Here is a 16,449-nt window from a genome sequence, read left to right on the forward strand (position 1 = left end):
CGGAGCCGGTAAAATCCCCCGATTCTCGCCGCCCGCATCGCCGGGCCGCATTCCAGGGGGCCACATGCAAACGTCGTCGCTCCCATTCCGTTCTTCGCACAATTCATGTCGTCCCCGAACCTGCACCCCATGCTCAACGTGGCCATCAAGGCCGCCCGCGCCGCCGGCGCCATCATCAATCGCGCAGCGCTCGATATCGAGGCCGTGCGCATCTCCCAAAAGCAGGTCAACGACTTCGTGACCGAAGTCGATCACGCGAGCGAGCACGCGATCATCGAAACGCTGCTCACCGCCTATCCGGGGCACGGCATCCTCGCCGAAGAATCGGGCACCCAGCATGGCGCCAAGGATTCGGACTACGTCTGGATCATCGATCCGCTCGACGGCACCACCAATTTCATCCACGGCTTTCCGGTCTACTGCGTCTCGATCGCGCTGGCGGTGCGGGGCAAGATCGAACAGGCCGTGGTCTATGACCCGACGCGCAACGACCTCTTCACCGCCACCAAGGGCCGCGGCGCCTTCATGAACGAGCGCCGCATCCGCGTGAGCAAGCGCACCCGGCTCGCCGAATGCCTGATCTCCACGGGCTTCCCCTTCCGCACGGGCGACAACTTCAAGCAGTACCTGGCCATCATGGCGGACCTGATGCCCCGCGCCGCCGGCCTTCGCCGCCCCGGCGCCGCCGCGCTCGACCTCGCCTACGTGGCGGCCGGCTTCAGCGATGCCTTCTTCGAAACCGGGCTGAACATCTGGGACGTGGCGGCGGGCTCGCTCCTCGTGACGGAGGCCGGCGGCCTGATCGGCAACTTCACCGGCGAGCCCGACTTCCTCGACCAGCGCGAATGCCTCGCGGGCGCGCCGCGCATCTACGGCCAGCTCGTGCCGCTGCTGGCCCAATACTCGAAGTTCGCCAGCGTCGATGACAAGCTCCGTGCCAGCGACCGGATCCGCGCCGTCGATCCTTCGCGTTCGCACGCCGATCTCTACGCGCGCAGCACGGTCGGCCTGGCGGAAGATAAGGCCGAGGACGAAGCGCCCGCAGCCCCTTCCGAGGCCGCACCGCAGCCCCGCAAGCTGACCCGCGTCCGCCGTGACGCCCCTGCGGCGCCCAACGAGGGCGACGCGCCGGCCCAGTGATGCCGTCGCAGCGCGCGGCCACCCAGCGGGGCCGCGCTGCCCTGCGGGTGGCGCTCAGCCACTATGTGCTCAACGGGATCGCGGTCGCCTTCGGGCTGCTGCTGATCTCCGGGGGCGTCCACCTCGCGCTCGGCGCGCTCGCGGCATCGGCTGCATCGGTCGGCGTCATCGTGACCGCGCCGCCCGACCTCGCGGCGCCACGGCGCGGCAAGTTCTTCCAGATGCTGCCGGCGCCGCTGATCGGGCTGCCGCTCTTCTTCATGGTGCAGATGCTGCACGCGGCGCCCTTGCGGCTGGGCCTGCTGCTGGTGCCGGCGACCTTCCTTGCGTTCCTCGCGATGGCCTGGGGCAAGCGCGGGATTCCGATCGCCATCGCGGTCATGTTCTCCATGATCTTCTCGATGGCCACGCCCACGCCGACCGGCATGGCCGAAGCGGTGCAGCGCACGATGTACTTCGGCCTCGGCGCCGGGCTCTACGTGGTCTATGCGGTCATCGCCAATTCCCTGCTCAATGCGCGCTACCGCGTGCAGGTGACGGCCGACCTGCTGCTCTCTCTGGCCGCGCTGATGCGCACCGAAGCGCGCCAGTTCATGCCGATCGACGAATCCGGCGACGTGCGCGAGATCCCGCCGTCGCTCCTCGGCCAGCTCCTGCGCGAACAGGCGGCGCTGGCCGACCAGCTGCAGGCGGCGCGCGACATCGTGCTCGAATCGCCGCGCACGCCGCGCCGGCAGCAACTGGCCGGCATGCTGGTGACGGTGCTCGAACTTCGCGACCTGCTGCTGGCGAGCGAGCTCGACCTCGACGCACTCAAGACGCATCCCGATCACGCGCCCGCGCTCACAGAGATGCGCGACATCCTTCAGGGGCTGGCGGAGGACACGACAGCGCTGGCGGACGCGCTGCTGCTGATGCGCAAGCCCGAAGTGGTCGTCGACCGGCGCCCGCGTCTCGCGGCCATCCGCCTGCAGGAAGACGCTTCCCCCGGCAGCTACACCGGCCCCACGCCGGCGATGCTGTCCCGCGGGCTCGCCAACCGCATCGGCCACATCAACGACGAAGTGCTGCGCCTGTCGGCGCTCGCGCGGGGCGACCGCGAGCCCGATCTCGCGGTGGTCCGCGCGAGCTGGCAAGTGTTCGTGAGCCCGACCGAATGGTCGCTGCGCCCCTTTCTTGCGCTGTGGCGCTGGGACGCCCCGCCGCTGCGCCATGCGATCCGCGCCACGCTCGCGATCGCCGCCGCCTACGGCATCGCGCTCGCCATGCCGTGGGGATCGCACGACTACTGGATCCTGCTGACGATCGTGGTGGTGCTGCGGGGCAGCCTGTCTCAGACGCTGGAGCGACGCAACAGCCGCGTCGCCGGCACATTGCTGGGCTGTGTCTTCGCGGTCGGCCTGTTGTCGGCCCACCTCTCGCCGGTGGCCCTGCTGATCGGCATGACGCTGGCGCAGGCCATCGCGCACGGCTTCGCGGTCCGCCGCTATCTCGTCACCGCGGTCGCGGCGACAGTGCTCGGGCTGGTGCAGGCCCACATGCTCAACACCGGCGTGAGCACCGCGTTCGCGCTGTTCGAGCGCGTGGCCGATACGCTGATCGGCGCGGCGCTCGCATGGGCGTTCTGCTACGTGCTGCCGTCGTGGGAACGCGGGCAGATTCCGGCGCTGGTCGCCCGCACGCTCAAGGCGCAGGCACGGCATGCGCGGCTGGCACTCGGGCTCGGGCAGTTCCGCTCGGTCGACGCCACGCCGGAACTCGACTGGCGCCTCGCACGCCGCGAGGCCTTCGACAGCCTGTCCGCGCTGGTGCAGGCCACCCAGCGCTCGCTGTCGGAGCCACGCGCGGTGCGCCCGCCGCTGGAGCCGCTCGAACACCTGCAGGCGCACAGCTACCAGCTGCTCGCGCAGTTGAGCGCGGTCAAGTCGATGCTGGTGCTGCGGCGCGACCGGCTCACGGTGGCCGACATCGAGGGACCGCTGGCCCGCACGATCCAGCGCATCGAGGCAGCCATCGGAAGCGCGCCGACGGGCGGCCCCGCGATGCCCGAGAGCCCGCCCGCGACCACCATCGCCGGCCCGATCTCGCTGCCCGATCCCTTCAACAACGACATCACGCCCTGGCTGCTGCGCCGGCTCGACATGGCCACGGGCATCGCCGCCCAGTTGCGCGATGACGCTTCGCGCATCCTGCAATCGCTCGCCGAAACCGAGACCGAAGCGCAGACGCAGGCCGGGACGGTCCGATGATCAAGCAAGTGCCCGGCTGATCTGCGCATCGGCGCGCTGCGACAGCACGGCGCGGATCGCCTCGATCAACCGGCGCGCACCCTCGCCCGGCTCGCTGCCACGACGCATCGTCATGCCCACGGGCCCTTCGGTGCTCGCCGTGTCGATGGGCAGGCGCACCAGCTCCCCAGCCGCCAGAAAGCCTTCGACCGCACCCTGCGGCGCGAACCAGATCGCATCGGAGCACCGCAGGAGGCCAAGCGCGAAGCTCGTGTCGGTGGCTTCGATGAGGCTGCGCGGCGGCGCCATGCCATGCCCGAGCAGGAAGGCATCGACCGTATGCCGGATCAGCGTTCCCGACACCGGCACCAGCAACGGATACGCCGACAGCGCATCCAGCGCCGGACGCCGCAGCGCGGCGACCGGGTGCCCGGGCCGCGCCACGAGCAGCAACGGCTCGCTGTAGAGCAGCTCGAACGCGAGATCGGCCATCGCCGACGCCTGCGCGATGCGGCCGAGCACCAGATCGATCTCACCCTGGCGCAACTGCGTCATCAGCTGCGCGTTGGTGCCGCTGACCACGCGAACCCGCAGCGCGGGTGTGTCCGACTGCAGCAACGCGACGGCCGCGGGAAGCAGATTGGCCGCGATGTTCGGCAGTGCGCCGACCGCGACACGGAGCTGGTCCGCCTCGGGCTGGTCGAGCGCGAGGCTCAACCCGTCACGCAGTCCGCGCAAGGCGACGACCGCATGGCGCACCAGCACTTCGGCCGCGGGCGTCAGTTCGACGCCGCGGCGGCGCCTGACGAGCAATTGACGACCCACGATGTCCTCCAGTTCGGCGACTGTCTTGGACACCGCAGGCTGCGTGAGCGCGAGCGCCTTGGCGGCGCGCACGAGGTTGCGCTCCTGCGCCACCATCACGAGGCACTGCAGATGGCGCAGCTTGAGGCGAGCAAAGTTCATGGCTGATCGGTGGTTTTGCTCTGGAGCGGGCAACGGAAAATATAACGAACCGGAATACCAGGCGGAAGAGCTTTCAGTTGTGCCGCCGCGGCCGCACTCCTAGAGTGCGGGCATATCGCGGAGATCGCAGATATCACGCGCCTCACGCCGCCACCGATTCGGAGACACAAGACATGACACGCCCCGCCCCTTCCGGCGCCACGCGCCGCCTCGCCCTTGCGGCTGCCTGCGCGCTGCTCGCCGCCCCGCTCGCGATGACGGCTCACGCCGACGCGCCCTATCCCAGCAAGCCGGTGAGGTTCATCACCAACTTCCCGGCCGGCGGGCCGCTCGACATCCTCGGCCGCGCGCTCGCGGATCCGCTGCAGAAGGAACTCAAGCAGCCCTTCGTGGTCGATAACCGGCCCGGCGCGGGCGGCAACATCGGCGCCGATGCCGTCGCCAAGAGCCCGGCGGACGGCTACACCGTGCTGCTGTCGATCGACACCACCTTCACGATCAATCCGCACCTCTACGCATCGATGCCCTTCGCGGCGAAGGACCTGAAGCCGCTGATGATCTTCAGCTCCTCGGGCCTGACCTTCGGGGTCGGCTCCACCGTCGGCGCGAAGACGCTGCCGGACTTCGTCACGCAGAGCAAGGCCGAGGCGGCGACCTTCGCCTCGGCAGGCAACGGCAGCCCGGGCCACATCGCGGCCGAGATCTTCTCGACCGCGACCGGCGCGAAGATCACGCACGTGCCGTACAAAGGCAACGCGCCGGCCGTGATGGCGCTGCTGTCGAACGAGGTGCAAGCGGGCATCCTCGCAACGCCCGGGTTGCTTTCGCAGATCCAGGCCGGCAAGGTGCGGCCGCTGGCCGTGACCGGCCGCCAGCGCTCGCCGCTGCTGCCACAGGTGCCGACCGTGGGCGAACTGGGCCTCAAGGACCTCGAGTTCGAAGTGCTCTACCTTGCGATGGTGCCCGCGGCCACGCCCGAACCGGTGATGAAGACGCTGCGCGGCGCGCTCCAGTCCGCGCTGGCGCTGCCGGAAGTGAAATCGCGCCTCGCCACGCTCGACATGGTGGCACTGGGCGAGACCGGCGACGCGGCCGCACAGCATCTCGGCGGCGCCCGCGCGCGCTACGGCAAGATCGTCAAGGCGACCGGCATGAAGCTGGACTGAAGCGATGCGCGCGCCGGCTGCCGCTCAATCGGCCTTCGCGCCACGCCGCCGTCGGTCCGCCTTGGGCAGCACGGCCTCGGCGACCATCTGCTCGGCATGCAGTTGCAGACGCACGAGCGATTCGTCCAGTTGCACAGCGGCGTCCGCGTCCAGCGCGCCGAGCAGTTCGGCGTTGATGCGGGTCACCAGCGGGAACAGTTCGTCGTACAGGTCACGGCCGCGCTCGGTGAGGCACAGGAGCACCTGCCGTCGGTCGCCCGCCGGATGCGACCGCGCGACCAGCTCTTTGTCGACCAGCGAACCGACCGCCTTCGAGGTGCGGGCGCGATCGAGCTGCGCATGCTCGGCGAGTCCCGATGAGCTCAGCTCGCCGTGGCTCGCCAGCGTGGCGATCAGCCGCCACTCGCGCCGCGTGATGCCGAAGCGCCCCTCGCAGATCCTGATGACCATGCTGCCCGCGACCGACAGCAGGCGCGACAGCCGGTACAGCAGCAGGTCGTCGAGCGGTCGGCGCGGCGCGGGCATCGGGGTCATCTGGGGTTAGTCCGGAGGATGGTTGATTAGATCAATCGAATGTCGCAACTCTAAAGTCATCCGAGGCCGGGCCGCCTCGAAGGCCCGCTGCACGAACACATTCCAGGAGACTTCCATGCCCCGCACCGACCTCGACCGCCGCAGCCTGATCGCAGGCGTCTGCGCCCTGGCGCTTTCGCCGCTCGCCAGCGCCGAAGCGGCCTTCACGCCCGGCCAGCCGATCCGGGTGCTGATCGGCGTGCCAGCCGGCGGCACGCAGGACGTGCTGGCGCGCGCCATCGCGCAGGAAGTGCGCGACTCGCTCGGCCCGCTGATCGTCGACAACCGCTCGGGCGCTTCGGGACGCATCGCGGTGGAGGCCGTGAAGCACGCGCCGCCCGACGGACGCACGCTGCTGCTCGGCACCGCCAGCATGATGACGATGTACCCGAGCGCCTACGCGAAGCTCTCGTACGACCCGATCAAGGACTTCGTGCCGATCATCAACGCGGCCCGCTTCGAGCTCGCGCTGGTGGTGAGCAAGGACGTGCCGGCCAACACGCTGGCCGAGTTCATCACCTGGGCGAAAGCGCAGGGCGACAAGGTCAGCTTCGGCTCGTACGGCGCGGGCACGCCGTCGCACTTCCTCGGCGAGATGCTCAACCGCTCGGCGGGGCTCAGGATGGTCCATGTGCCGTACCGCGGCTCCACGCCGGCGCGGCAGGACGTGATGGGCGGGCAGATCCCGGTGTATTTCGACACCGTCGGCGGTGCGCTGCAGATGCAGCCCGGCGGCCGCGTGAAGGTGCTTGCGACCAGCGGCGAGAAGCGCTCGCCGCTGATGCCCGATCTGCCGACCTTCGTCGAGGCGGGACTGAAGGATGTGGTCGCGACCGCCTGGTTCGCCTTCTATGCCCCCGCGAAGACGCCGCAGCCGATCGTCGACAAGCTGCGCGCAGAGTTCACCCGCGCGGTCAACTCGCGCGAGGTGCGGCAGCAACTGCTGCAGAACGGCATGTATGCCGTCAATGACGACGCGAACACGCTTCTGAAGACAATGCGCGATGACACCGCCCGCTGGGCCGTGATCATGAAGGCCGTGAACTTTCAAGCCAACGACTGACACAACGCGAATTGTTCGGAGGATCCATGTTTCGCAAATTCATCCCACGCATCGCCACCACCCTGGCGCTGGCTGCCGCCTCGCTCGGCGCGCAGGCCCAGACGCTCGAAGGCGGGCCGTTGCACATCGTCGTGGGCTACGCAGCCGGCGGCGCCACCGACCGCGTGGCGCGCATCGTGGCCGACAAGCTCCAGGCCAAGGTCGGCGTTCCGGTGATCGTGGACAACAAGGCCGGCGCAGGCGGCCGCCTCGCGGCGCAGCAGGTCAAGGGCACGCCGGCCGGGCAGAACGTGCTGATGGTCGCCAACCCCGCCGTAATGGTGGTCGCGCCGCTGGTGTTCAAGGACAACGGCTATGACGCGGAACGCGACTTCGTGCCCGTGTCGCACGTCAACGACTACGAGTTCGCGCTCGCCGTCTCGACCGCCGTGCCGGTGCGCGAGCTGTCCCACCTGATCGCGTGGATGCGCGCGAATCCCGAGAAGTCGAACTTCGGCGTGCCCGCCACCGGCAGCCTGCCGCACTTCTTCGGCCTGATGATGGGAGAAAAGGCGAACGTGCAGGCACAGGTGGTCGGCTACCGCGGCTCCGGCCCACTGCTGACCGACCTGGTGGGCGGGCAGGTGCCGATCGCCTTCGACACCTTCGACGTCGATCTTCCGCAGCACCAGGCGGGCAAGATCCGCATCCTCGCGGTGTCGGGTGCCAAGCGCTCGCCCTTCGCGCCCGACATCCCCACCTTCAAGGAAGCCGGCCTCGACCTCGTCGCGACCGGCTTCAACGCGTTCTTCGCGCCGGCCACCATGCCGCGCGAGAAAGTCGCGCGGCTGTCGAAGGACATTCACGCGGTGATGCAGGACCCCGACACCCAGCGCCGCTTCAAGGACGCACTGATGACGCCGGTCGTCAGCACGCAGGAGCAGACGGCCGCCATGCTCAAGGCCTACCGCGCGCAGTGGGCGCCCGTGGTCCAGAAATCCGGCTACCAACCCTGAAGTCCATGCAAAGACCCAACATCATCTTCATCGTCGCCGACGACCTCGGCTATGCGGACCTCGGCTGCTACGGCGGCCGCGATGCCAATTTCGGCCCGGTGTCGCCGGTGCTCGACCGGCTCGCCGCTCGCGGCATCAAGTTCACGCAGGGCTACGCGAACTCGCCGGTGTGCTCGCCCACGCGCTTCGCGATGATCACGGCGCGCTACCAGTACCGCCTGCGCGGCGCGGCCGAGGAGCCGATCAACAGCAGGAGCCGCGGCAGCACCACGCTCGGCCTGCCGCCGGCGCATCCGACGCTGCCTTCGCTGCTTCGCGGCGCGGGCTATCGCACCGCGCTCATCGGCAAGTGGCACCTCGGTTTTCCGCCGGCATTCGGGCCGCTGCGCTCGGGCTACGAGGAGTTCTTCGGGCCGATGTCGGGCGGCGTCGACTACTTCACCCACTGCGATTCGGCGGGCCGGCACGATCTGTGGTCCGGCGAGGAAGATCACCAGGAAGAGGGCTACCTCACCGACGTGCTGTCGCGCCGCGCGGTCGACTACGTGGAGCGCATGGCGAAGCAGGACGCCCCCTTCTTCATGAGCCTGCACTACACCGCCCCGCACTGGCCGTGGGAAACGCGCGACGACGCGGCCAAGGCGCCGGCGGTCAAGGACAACCTGTTCGATCTCTCGGGCGGCAACATCCACACCTATCGCCGCATGATCCATCACATGGACGAAGGCATCGGCTGGATCATGGACGCGCTCGAAAAGCACGGCATGGCCGACAACACGCTGGTCGTCTTCACCAGCGACAACGGCGGCGAGCGCTTTTCCGACAACTGGCCGCTGGTCGGCGGCAAGATGGACCTGACCGAAGGCGGCATCCGCGTGCCATGGATCGCGCACTGGCCCCAGGTGATCGCCGCGGGCGGCGACAGCGCGCAGCACTGCATGACGATGGACTGGTCGGCGACGATGCTCGATGCGGCGGGCGTGAAGGCCGACCCGGCCTATCCGCTCGACGGCGTCTCGCTGATGCCGGTGCTGCGTGATGCGAAGCACAGCTTTGCCCGCCCCCTGCACTGGCGCATGAACCACCGCGACCAGCGCGCGATGCGGGAAGGCGACTGGAAGTACCTCCAGGTCGACGGCAACGAGTACCTGTTCAACATCCCGGGCGACGAGCGCGAGCGGGCCAACCAGGCGAAGAAGGAGCCGGAACGCCTCGCCCGCATGCGCGAAGCGTGGCTGGCCTGGAACGCGACGATGCCGCCGATTCCGGACGACGCGACGGTCAGCCTCGGCTACTCGGTCAAGGACATGCCGCAGCGTTGAGCAGGCAGCAAAAAGCCCCTCGTCGAGGGGCTTTTTCATGGAGCGGCAGCAGGGCCTCAGCGGGCCTGGATTCCGACCTTCGGTCGCGCGCTGCGCATCAGGGTGGCAAAGGCTTCGGCAATGCGTTTGAATGCCGGCGCCAGGAGGGACGGCTCATCACGGCCGATATGACGGACATCGTCGTTCGCCAGGGCGCGCTCGAACGAGTCCGTGAACTTGGGGTTGCGGGGGAAGTACGAGGTCGAAGCAGTCATGCGCTCTATTTTAAGGGTTTACCCTAGTTCTTGCACACACCCCGGCAAATCCCCCGGCAACCCGGCATTCCGTCACGCCAAAGCGCCTAGAGCGCGCGGATCGGCATGCAGAGCTCGCAGTTGAAGGCGCCGGTCTTCTCGTCCATCGCGAAATCCTTGCCGTACACCTCGACCGGCGGTGCGTCGTCGGCCTGGTAGCTGCTGTCCGGCAGCCAGTCGCACAACTGCACCCAGGCACCGTGGATATCGGCGGACGTGCCTGAAAACCGCGCACAGGCAAAGCGCCCGCCGCGCAGGGTCTGCACGCCGACCTCGCCTTGCGGCCTGAAATCGTCGCCCACCTCGATGCAGGCGTCGTAGCGGCATTTCTCGGGTGGCGTGACGTCGGGGTTGTCATGGCTGATGCCGTACATCACCCGGCGCGGCTCCATCAGCCCCTGCTCGCCACACCACGCCGCGAAACGCTGCCAGAGCTGCGCGATGCCCGAACTTCCATACGGGCCGACATGGCGCATGTAGGCGACGCGTGCCGGTGCCAGGGTCTTGATCTCGACTTTCATGGTTTCGTCTCCTGAAACGCGGCCCTTGGGCCAGGAACGCTCATCGTCGCGAAAAGCCTCGATCACGGCTTGATAGCGCTTGCGGTCCGCTTGATGAATCTTGCGCAGCTGCATGCGCCGGGCGCCCGCCCATTCGCGGAACGCGCCGCGCCGCCATTCCGTCGGGGTCACGCCGAAATGCGCCCTGAAGGTGCGCGTGAAGACCGGTGCCGAGCCGAACCCGACGTCCAGCGCAATCGCCAGGACCGGCTCAGGCGGCAGGAACAGAAGCCGCCCGGCCGCCACTTCGAGCCGACGGCGCCGCACCCGGTCCGCGAGCGTCTCGCCGGTCATCGACTGGAACACGCGATGGAAATGCCAGGAGGAGAAATGCGCGACCTGCGCCAGCGCGGCGAGATCCAGCGGTTCCGCCAGGTGGCCATCGATGTGGTCGATCACGCGGTTGATGCGCGCGAGATAGGTGTGCCGCGAGATCAGACTTGACTTAGACATGATTCAGATATATCTTTACGCAATCAGATATCAACACAAAGGTTCAACATCCATGCGCCATTTCAGACACTTTGTACACGGCACCCGCCGCGATGAACACGACGACGGACTCGGCGGCGGTGGGCACGACGGCGGCTCGCACCGCGGTCTGCGCGCCGGCCGCGGCGGCGGCCGGATCTTCGGCCACGGCGGCCTGCGCTTCGTGCTGCTCCAACTCATCGCCGACAAACCCAGCCACGGCTACGAGCTCATCAAGGCCATCGAGGAACGCCTCGGCGGCCGCTATGCGCCGAGCCCGGGCATCGTCTATCCGACCCTGACGCTGCTCGAGGAACTGGGCTACGTCAGCGTCGACACTCCGGAAGGTGGCAACCGCAAGCGCTACACCGTCACCGATGCGGGTCGCGAATTCCTGGGCGCCAACCGCGCCACGACCGACGAGCTGATGGCCCGCATGCAGGGCGGCCTGGATGGTGCGGGTGTGCGCGCCGGCCGTCCGCCGCAGGTCGTGCGCGCGCTCGAGAACCTCAAGCTCGCGATGCGCATGCGCCTCTCGGCGCCCCTCACCGAACAGCAAGCCCACGAATTCGCCGCCGTGCTCGACAGCGCCGCCCAGCAACTGGAACGCATCTGACATTCATGACATCTCCCCAACATACCGGCACCAACTCACCCGACCGCCTGCCACGCCGCGTGCGCCACGAACTCCGCTTCCGCAAACTGCAGGTGCGCGCGGTGCGGCGCGTCACACCGCACCTGATCCGGGTCACGCTCGAAGGCGACGAGCTGGCGGGCTTCACCAGCCCCGGCTTCGACGACCACGCCAAGCTCTTCTTTCCCGAGGCGGAAACGGGCGCCCTGCAACTGCCGACGGCCGGCCCGGACGGACCGGTATGGCCCGGCGGGATCAGGCCCACGATGCGCGACTACACGCCGCTGCGGCACGATCCGGCGGCGGGCACGCTCGAATTCGACTTCGCGCTGCACGACGCCGGTCCCGCCACGCAATGGGCGGAATCCGCCAGGCCCGGGGACGTCATCGGCGTCGGCGGCCCGCGCGGCTCGTTCATCGTGCCCACCGCGTTCGACTGGCACCTGCTCATCGGCGATGACACCGCCCTCCCCGCGATCTCGCGCCGCCTGGCGGAACTGCCGGCAGGAGCCCGCGCGGTGGTGCTGGCCGAGGTGGACACCGAGGCCGACCAGATCCCGCTCGCATCCGCCGCGAACGTGAAACTGCACTGGGTGCACCGGCGCGGCGCCGAGCCCGGCGCCGGCGCACCGCTGCTCGATGCGTTGCGCGGACTGACGCTGCCGCAGGGTGAATTCCACGCGTGGGTCGCCTGCGAATCGGGCGCCGCCAAGGCCCTGCGCGCGCACCTCGTCAACGAGCGCGGGGCGCATCCCAAATGGATCCGCGCGTCGGGCTATTGGCGCCGCGGTGCCGCCGCTACCCACGACACCCACGAGGGCTGAGGTCCCGACCCACCGAAAGCCCTATGCCGCGTGACCGGTTTACGACCACCGGAGCGAGTTTGAAAATTCTTTCGTTTGAGTACTTAGGCAGTATTTTCTTGGGGTCTACGGATGGGCTTCAGCATGGCGCAGTGGCAGTTCTTCGCGGCCTTGTTGACCGGCGTCCTGCTCCTGCTCGCAGTGATGTGGGCATGGCGGCGAGCCGCCGGGCGGCGTGAATCGCAGCGCCGCATCGAGGCAGCGCGCATCCGCTCGGGGCACGTGCCGCTCGAGATTCCGACCGTGCGCGGCAGCATCAACCCTTCGGACGGCGACTCGGTGCCCGACACGCTGCCCGAATGGTTCATCCAGGGCAAGGGCGAGCACGCGATCGTCGACGAACACCCGCGCATTCGCGTGCGCTACGTCGACGCGCACGACAAGAAGATTGAATGCGTGATCCAGGTGGACAAACTGGACCTGCAGAAGAAGATCATCACAGGCCACGGCGAAATGCCCGGAGAAGTCCGGCGCGTGCCGCTTCATCGCATCCATTCGGCCCGGGTCGCCGAAACGGGGCAGCGGTTCAACGTCGATACGTGGGTCGAGGCGGTGCGCGTCGCCCGGCGGCGGCGCGGGCAGGCCTGAGGGATACGGCGGCCTGCGCCGCGTCGGTTCCTTATGATGCGTGCCTGCCGGCCCATCGGCCGGCGCAGCTTTCTCCTTGATGACTCCTCCTGCGACGGCACCCCACACGCCCATGATGGCCCAGTACCTGGGCCTGAAGGCCGACCATCCGGACACCCTGCTCTTCTACCGGATGGGCGATTTCTACGAACTCTTCTACGACGACGCCGAAAAGGCGGCGCGACTGCTCGACATCACGCTGACGCAGCGCGGCCAGTCTGCGGGGCAGCCCGTGATCATGTGCGGCGTGCCGTTCCATTCGGTCGACACCTATCTCGCGCGGCTGATCAAGCTCGGCGAATCGGTGGCGATCTGCGAACAGGTGGGCGAAGTCGGTGCGGCCAAGGGCCCGGTGGAACGCAAGGTGGTGCGCGTGGTCACGCCCGGCACGTTGACGGACGCCGAGCTGCTCAACGACAAGAGCGATTCGCTGCTGCTCACGGTGCATGCGGGCACGCGCAACTTCTGCGGGCTGGCATGGCTCAGCGTGACGGGCGACGAGCTGCGGCTGGCCGAGTGCCCGGCCGATGCGCTCGATGCGTGGATCACGCGCATCGGGCCGAGCGAGGTGCTCTACAGCGCCGAAGTCACGCCGGCCTTCGAACAGCGCCTGAAGGCGATGCGCAACGGTGCGTCTTCATTCACGCTTTCGGTGCGGCCCGCATGGCAGTTCGACGGCGGCCTCGGTGAGCGCAAGCTGTGCGAGCAGATGGGCAGCAACAGCCTCGCAGCCTGGAATGCCGAATCGCTCTCGAACGCCCATGCGGCCGCGGCCGCGCTTCTGGGGTATGCCGAGCACACGCAGGGCCGTGCGCTGTCGCATGTGCAGCGTCTGACGGTGGAGCGCGACGGCGACCTGATCGAATTGCCGCCCGCCACCCGGCGCAATCTGGAACTGGTGCAGACATTGCGCGGCGAGGATTCGCCGACCCTGTTCTCGCTGCTCGACACCTGCATGACCGGCATGGGCAGCCGCCTGCTCAAGCGCTGGCTGCTCGCGCCGCGCCGCGACCGGGCTGACGCGCAGGCGCGGCTCGATGCCATCGATGCGCTGCAAGCCACGCCGCCCGGCGGGATTTCCGCACCGTGGCGCACGTTGCGCGAACAGCTCAAGAACACCAGCGACGTGGAACGCATCGCCGCGCGCATCGCCTTGCGCCAGGTCCGCCCGCGCGAGCTGGTCGCGCTGCGGATGGCGCTCGCGAAGGCGGAGCAGCTCGCGCCGGCGCTTCCCGCTTCGGCGCCGCTGCTGGCGGCGATTGCTGCGCGGCTCGCACCGCCGGCGGGTTGTGTGGAAACGCTGGTGGCGGCCATCAGCCCGGAGCCGGCCGCACTGGTGCGCGACGGCGGCGTGATCGCCTCGGGGCACGATGCAGAGCTGGACGAACTGCGCGCCATCAGCGAGAACTGCGACGACTTCCTCCTGAAGCTCGAAACCAGCGAGCGCGAGCGCACCGGCATCTCGAACCTGCGGGTGCAGTTCAACCGCGTGCACGGCTTCTACATCGAAGTCACGCAGAGCGCGCTCGACAAGGTGCCCGACAACTACCGCCGCCGGCAGACGCTCAAGAACGCCGAGCGCTTCATCACGCCCGAACTCAAGGCTTTCGAAGACAAGGCGCTGTCGGCGCAGGACCGCGCCCTGGCTCGCGAGAAGTGGCTGTACGAGCAACTGCTCGATGCGCTGCAGCCCTTCGTCGCCGACCTGAATCGCCTCGCGGGCGGCCTCGCCACGCTCGATGCGCTGTGCGCGCTGGCAGAGCGCTCGCACACGCTGCACTGGCGCGCACCCGGCTTCGTCTCGCATCCGTGCATCGAGATCGACAAGGGCCGCCATCCAGTAGTCGAAGCGCGCCTTGCCGAAAAATCATCGGGCGCGTTCATTGCGAACGACACGCGCATGGGCCCACAGCAGCGCATGCAAATCATCACCGGACCGAACATGGGCGGTAAGTCCACCTACATGCGGCAGGTGGCGATCATCGTGCTGCTCGCATCGATCGGCTCGCACGTGCCGGCCGATGCCTGCCGGCTCGGGCCCATCGATGCGATCCACACGCGCATCGGCGCGGCGGACGACCTGGCCAACGCGCAGTCGACCTTCATGCTGGAGATGACCGAGGCCGCGCAGATCCTGCACAGCGCCTCGGCGCATTCACTGGTGCTGATGGACGAGATCGGCCGCGGCACCAGCACCTTCGACGGGCTCGCGCTCGCGGCAGGCATCGCGGCGCAGCTGCACGACCGCACCCGCGCCTTCACGCTCTTCGCCACGCACTACTTCGAGCTGACGGAGTTCCCCGCCACGCACCACGGCGCGGTGAACATGCACGTGAGCGCGACCGAAGCCGGCCGGGACATCGTGTTCCTGCACGAAATGCAGCCGGGCCCCGCGAGCAAGAGCTACGGTATCCAGGTCGCCCGGCTCGCCGGCATGCCCGCCGCGGTGGTCAATCACGCGCGCCAGGCGCTGGAGGCGCTCGAAGCCCAGCAGACGCAGACGCGCGCCCAGGTCGACCTCTTCGCACCGCCGCCCGCGGCCGAAGCGCCCCTGATCAGCGCCGTAGAATCCGCGCTGACTGCGCTCGACCCCGACGCGATGAGTCCGCGAGAGGCACTCGAAGCGCTCTACACCTTGAAAAAACTCCAGACGCGCGAACAGGGCTGATGGCTTTAATCGCGCAACAAGACCTCATGACGTACTGTGTAGGCATCAAACTCAACGCCGGACTGGTGTTCCTTTCCGACTCGCGCACCAATGCGGGGGTGGATCACATCAGCACGTTCCGCAAGATGATCGTCTACGAAAAGCCGGGCGATCGCTTCATGGTGCTGCTGTCGGCCGGCAACCTCAGCATCTCGCAGTCGGTGCGCGAGATCCTGCAGATCGAAGAGCTGCGCGAAACGCGCGAAGACGGCGAGGACGGCCCGCCGATCACCATCTGGAACGCCAAGAGCATGTTCGACGCAGCCCGCGTGCTCGGCTCCGCGGTGCGCCATGTGTACGACCGGGACGCCGAGGCGCTCAAGCATGCAGGGCTGGACTTCAACGTCTCGTTCATCTTCGGCGGCCAGGTCAAGGGCGAAGGAATGCGCCTCTTCCTCGTCTACTCGGCCGGCAACTTCATCGAGGCCACCACCGAGACGCCCTACTTCCAGGTCGGCGAATCCAAGTACGGCAAGCCGGTGCTCGATCGCGTGCTGACGCCCGAGACCCCGCTGGACGAAGCCGCCAAGTGCGCACTGGTGTCGATGGATTCGACGATGAAGTCGAATCTCTCCGTCGGCCTGCCGCTGGACCTCGTGGTGTACGAGGCCAACCAGTTGCATACCGACAGGGTCATCTGCATCGACGCAGACAACCCCTACTACCGCATGATGCACAACAGCTGGGGCCAGAAGCTGCGCGAGGTGTTCGACAGCATCGAGGACCCGGTCTGGGACGACGCCTACACCGAGCATCCGCTCAAGATGCCCGCCACGCGGCACAGCCCGCTGCGCAAGATTTCCACGCCGGACGAAAAGCTGATCTGACCCCCAGCCTCGCC

At 68.2% G+C, this 16,449-nt stretch carries 15 protein-coding genes; 11 read left to right on the top strand and 4 right to left on the bottom strand.

What is annotated here, in order from left to right; translation table 11 throughout:
* Nucleotides 1–105 precede the first annotated feature (105 nt).
* Both BLW05_RS04125 and BLW05_RS04130 read left to right on the top strand, forming a co-directional pair.
* Nucleotides 106–1,140, top strand: coding sequence for an inositol monophosphatase family protein (locus tag BLW05_RS04125; RefSeq protein WP_093159960.1), 1,035 nt, complete (start codon nucleotides 106–108; stop codon nucleotides 1,138–1,140).
* Nucleotides 1,140–3,389, top strand: a complete 2,250-nt coding sequence (locus BLW05_RS04130; protein WP_093159963.1) for an FUSC family protein — start codon at nucleotides 1,140–1,142, stop codon at nucleotides 3,387–3,389. The genes BLW05_RS04125 and BLW05_RS04130 overlap by 1 nt, the downstream gene beginning before the upstream one ends.
* On the opposite strand, the gene pcaQ is transcribed toward BLW05_RS04130, so the two are convergent.
* Nucleotides 3,390–4,334, bottom strand: a complete 945-nt coding sequence (pcaQ, locus tag BLW05_RS04135) for a pca operon transcription factor PcaQ (RefSeq protein WP_093159966.1) — start codon at nucleotides 4,332–4,334, stop codon at nucleotides 3,390–3,392.
* A 173-nt stretch (nucleotides 4,335–4,507) separates the two neighbouring features.
* On the opposite strand from pcaQ, the gene BLW05_RS04140 reads away from it, so the two are divergent.
* Nucleotides 4,508–5,500 carry a Bug family tripartite tricarboxylate transporter substrate binding protein gene (locus BLW05_RS04140; protein WP_093159968.1) on the top strand — a complete coding sequence of 331 codons (993 nt, stop codon included), beginning with the start codon at nucleotides 4,508–4,510 and terminating at the stop codon, nucleotides 5,498–5,500.
* Between the two features lie 24 nt (nucleotides 5,501–5,524).
* On the opposite strand, the gene BLW05_RS04145 is transcribed toward BLW05_RS04140, so the two are convergent.
* Complete coding sequence (locus tag BLW05_RS04145) at nucleotides 5,525–6,025, bottom strand: MarR family winged helix-turn-helix transcriptional regulator (protein WP_093160492.1); 501 nt, start codon at nucleotides 6,023–6,025, stop codon at nucleotides 5,525–5,527.
* 124 nt (nucleotides 6,026–6,149) lie between these two features.
* Here BLW05_RS04145 and BLW05_RS04150 point away from each other — a divergent pair, with 124 nt between their 5' ends.
* From BLW05_RS04150 to BLW05_RS04160, 3 genes are read left to right on the top strand one after another with little or no spacing between them, the layout of a single operon-like run.
* Nucleotides 6,150–7,136: a Bug family tripartite tricarboxylate transporter substrate binding protein gene (locus tag BLW05_RS04150; RefSeq protein ID WP_093159971.1), complete on the top strand. Its 987-nt coding sequence runs from the start codon at nucleotides 6,150–6,152 to the stop codon at nucleotides 7,134–7,136.
* A gap of 26 nt (nucleotides 7,137–7,162) precedes the next feature.
* Nucleotides 7,163–8,131, top strand: coding sequence for a Bug family tripartite tricarboxylate transporter substrate binding protein (locus BLW05_RS04155; protein WP_093159973.1), 969 nt, complete (start codon nucleotides 7,163–7,165; stop codon nucleotides 8,129–8,131).
* A gap of 5 nt (nucleotides 8,132–8,136) precedes the next feature.
* Entirely contained in the window at nucleotides 8,137–9,453 is a 1,317-nt protein-coding gene (locus BLW05_RS04160) for a sulfatase family protein (protein ID WP_093159976.1), read from the top strand.
* Nucleotides 9,454–9,509: 56 nt separating this feature from the next.
* Here BLW05_RS04160 and BLW05_RS04165 read toward each other — a convergent pair whose 3' ends face one another.
* Nucleotides 9,510–9,707: a hypothetical protein gene (locus BLW05_RS04165; RefSeq protein WP_093159979.1), complete on the bottom strand. Its 198-nt coding sequence runs from the start codon at nucleotides 9,705–9,707 to the stop codon at nucleotides 9,510–9,512.
* Between the two features lie 86 nt (nucleotides 9,708–9,793).
* Entirely contained in the window at nucleotides 9,794–10,759 is a 966-nt protein-coding gene (locus BLW05_RS04170; protein ID WP_093159982.1) for an AraC family transcriptional regulator, read from the bottom strand.
* A 52-nt stretch (nucleotides 10,760–10,811) separates the two neighbouring features.
* Here BLW05_RS04170 and BLW05_RS04175 point away from each other — a divergent pair, with 52 nt between their 5' ends.
* The 5 genes from BLW05_RS04175 to BLW05_RS04195 all read left to right on the top strand — a co-directional run bounded on the left by BLW05_RS04175 (nucleotide 10,812) and on the right by BLW05_RS04195 (nucleotide 16,435).
* On the top strand, nucleotides 10,812–11,393 hold the full coding sequence (locus BLW05_RS04175) for a PadR family transcriptional regulator (RefSeq protein ID WP_093159984.1): 582 nt from the start codon (nucleotides 10,812–10,814) through the stop codon (nucleotides 11,391–11,393).
* A 5-nt stretch (nucleotides 11,394–11,398) separates the two neighbouring features.
* Nucleotides 11,399–12,235, top strand: coding sequence for a siderophore-interacting protein (locus tag BLW05_RS04180; RefSeq protein ID WP_093159987.1), 837 nt, complete (start codon nucleotides 11,399–11,401; stop codon nucleotides 12,233–12,235).
* A 111-nt stretch (nucleotides 12,236–12,346) separates the two neighbouring features.
* Complete coding sequence (locus BLW05_RS04185; protein ID WP_093159989.1) at nucleotides 12,347–12,862, top strand: hypothetical protein; 516 nt, start codon at nucleotides 12,347–12,349, stop codon at nucleotides 12,860–12,862.
* Nucleotides 12,863–12,941: 79 nt separating this feature from the next.
* Nucleotides 12,942–15,569 carry a DNA mismatch repair protein MutS gene (gene mutS / locus BLW05_RS04190; protein WP_093159992.1) on the top strand — a complete coding sequence of 876 codons (2,628 nt, stop codon included), beginning with the start codon at nucleotides 12,942–12,944 and terminating at the stop codon, nucleotides 15,567–15,569.
* 26 nt (nucleotides 15,570–15,595) lie between these two features.
* On the top strand, nucleotides 15,596–16,435 hold the full coding sequence (locus BLW05_RS04195) for a proteasome-type protease (RefSeq protein ID WP_093159995.1): 840 nt from the start codon (nucleotides 15,596–15,598) through the stop codon (nucleotides 16,433–16,435).
* Nucleotides 16,436–16,449: the final 14 nt, after the last annotated feature.

The organism is Variovorax sp. YR216, assembly GCF_900107745.1.
Lineage (GTDB): Bacteria > Pseudomonadota > Gammaproteobacteria > Burkholderiales > Burkholderiaceae_C > Variovorax.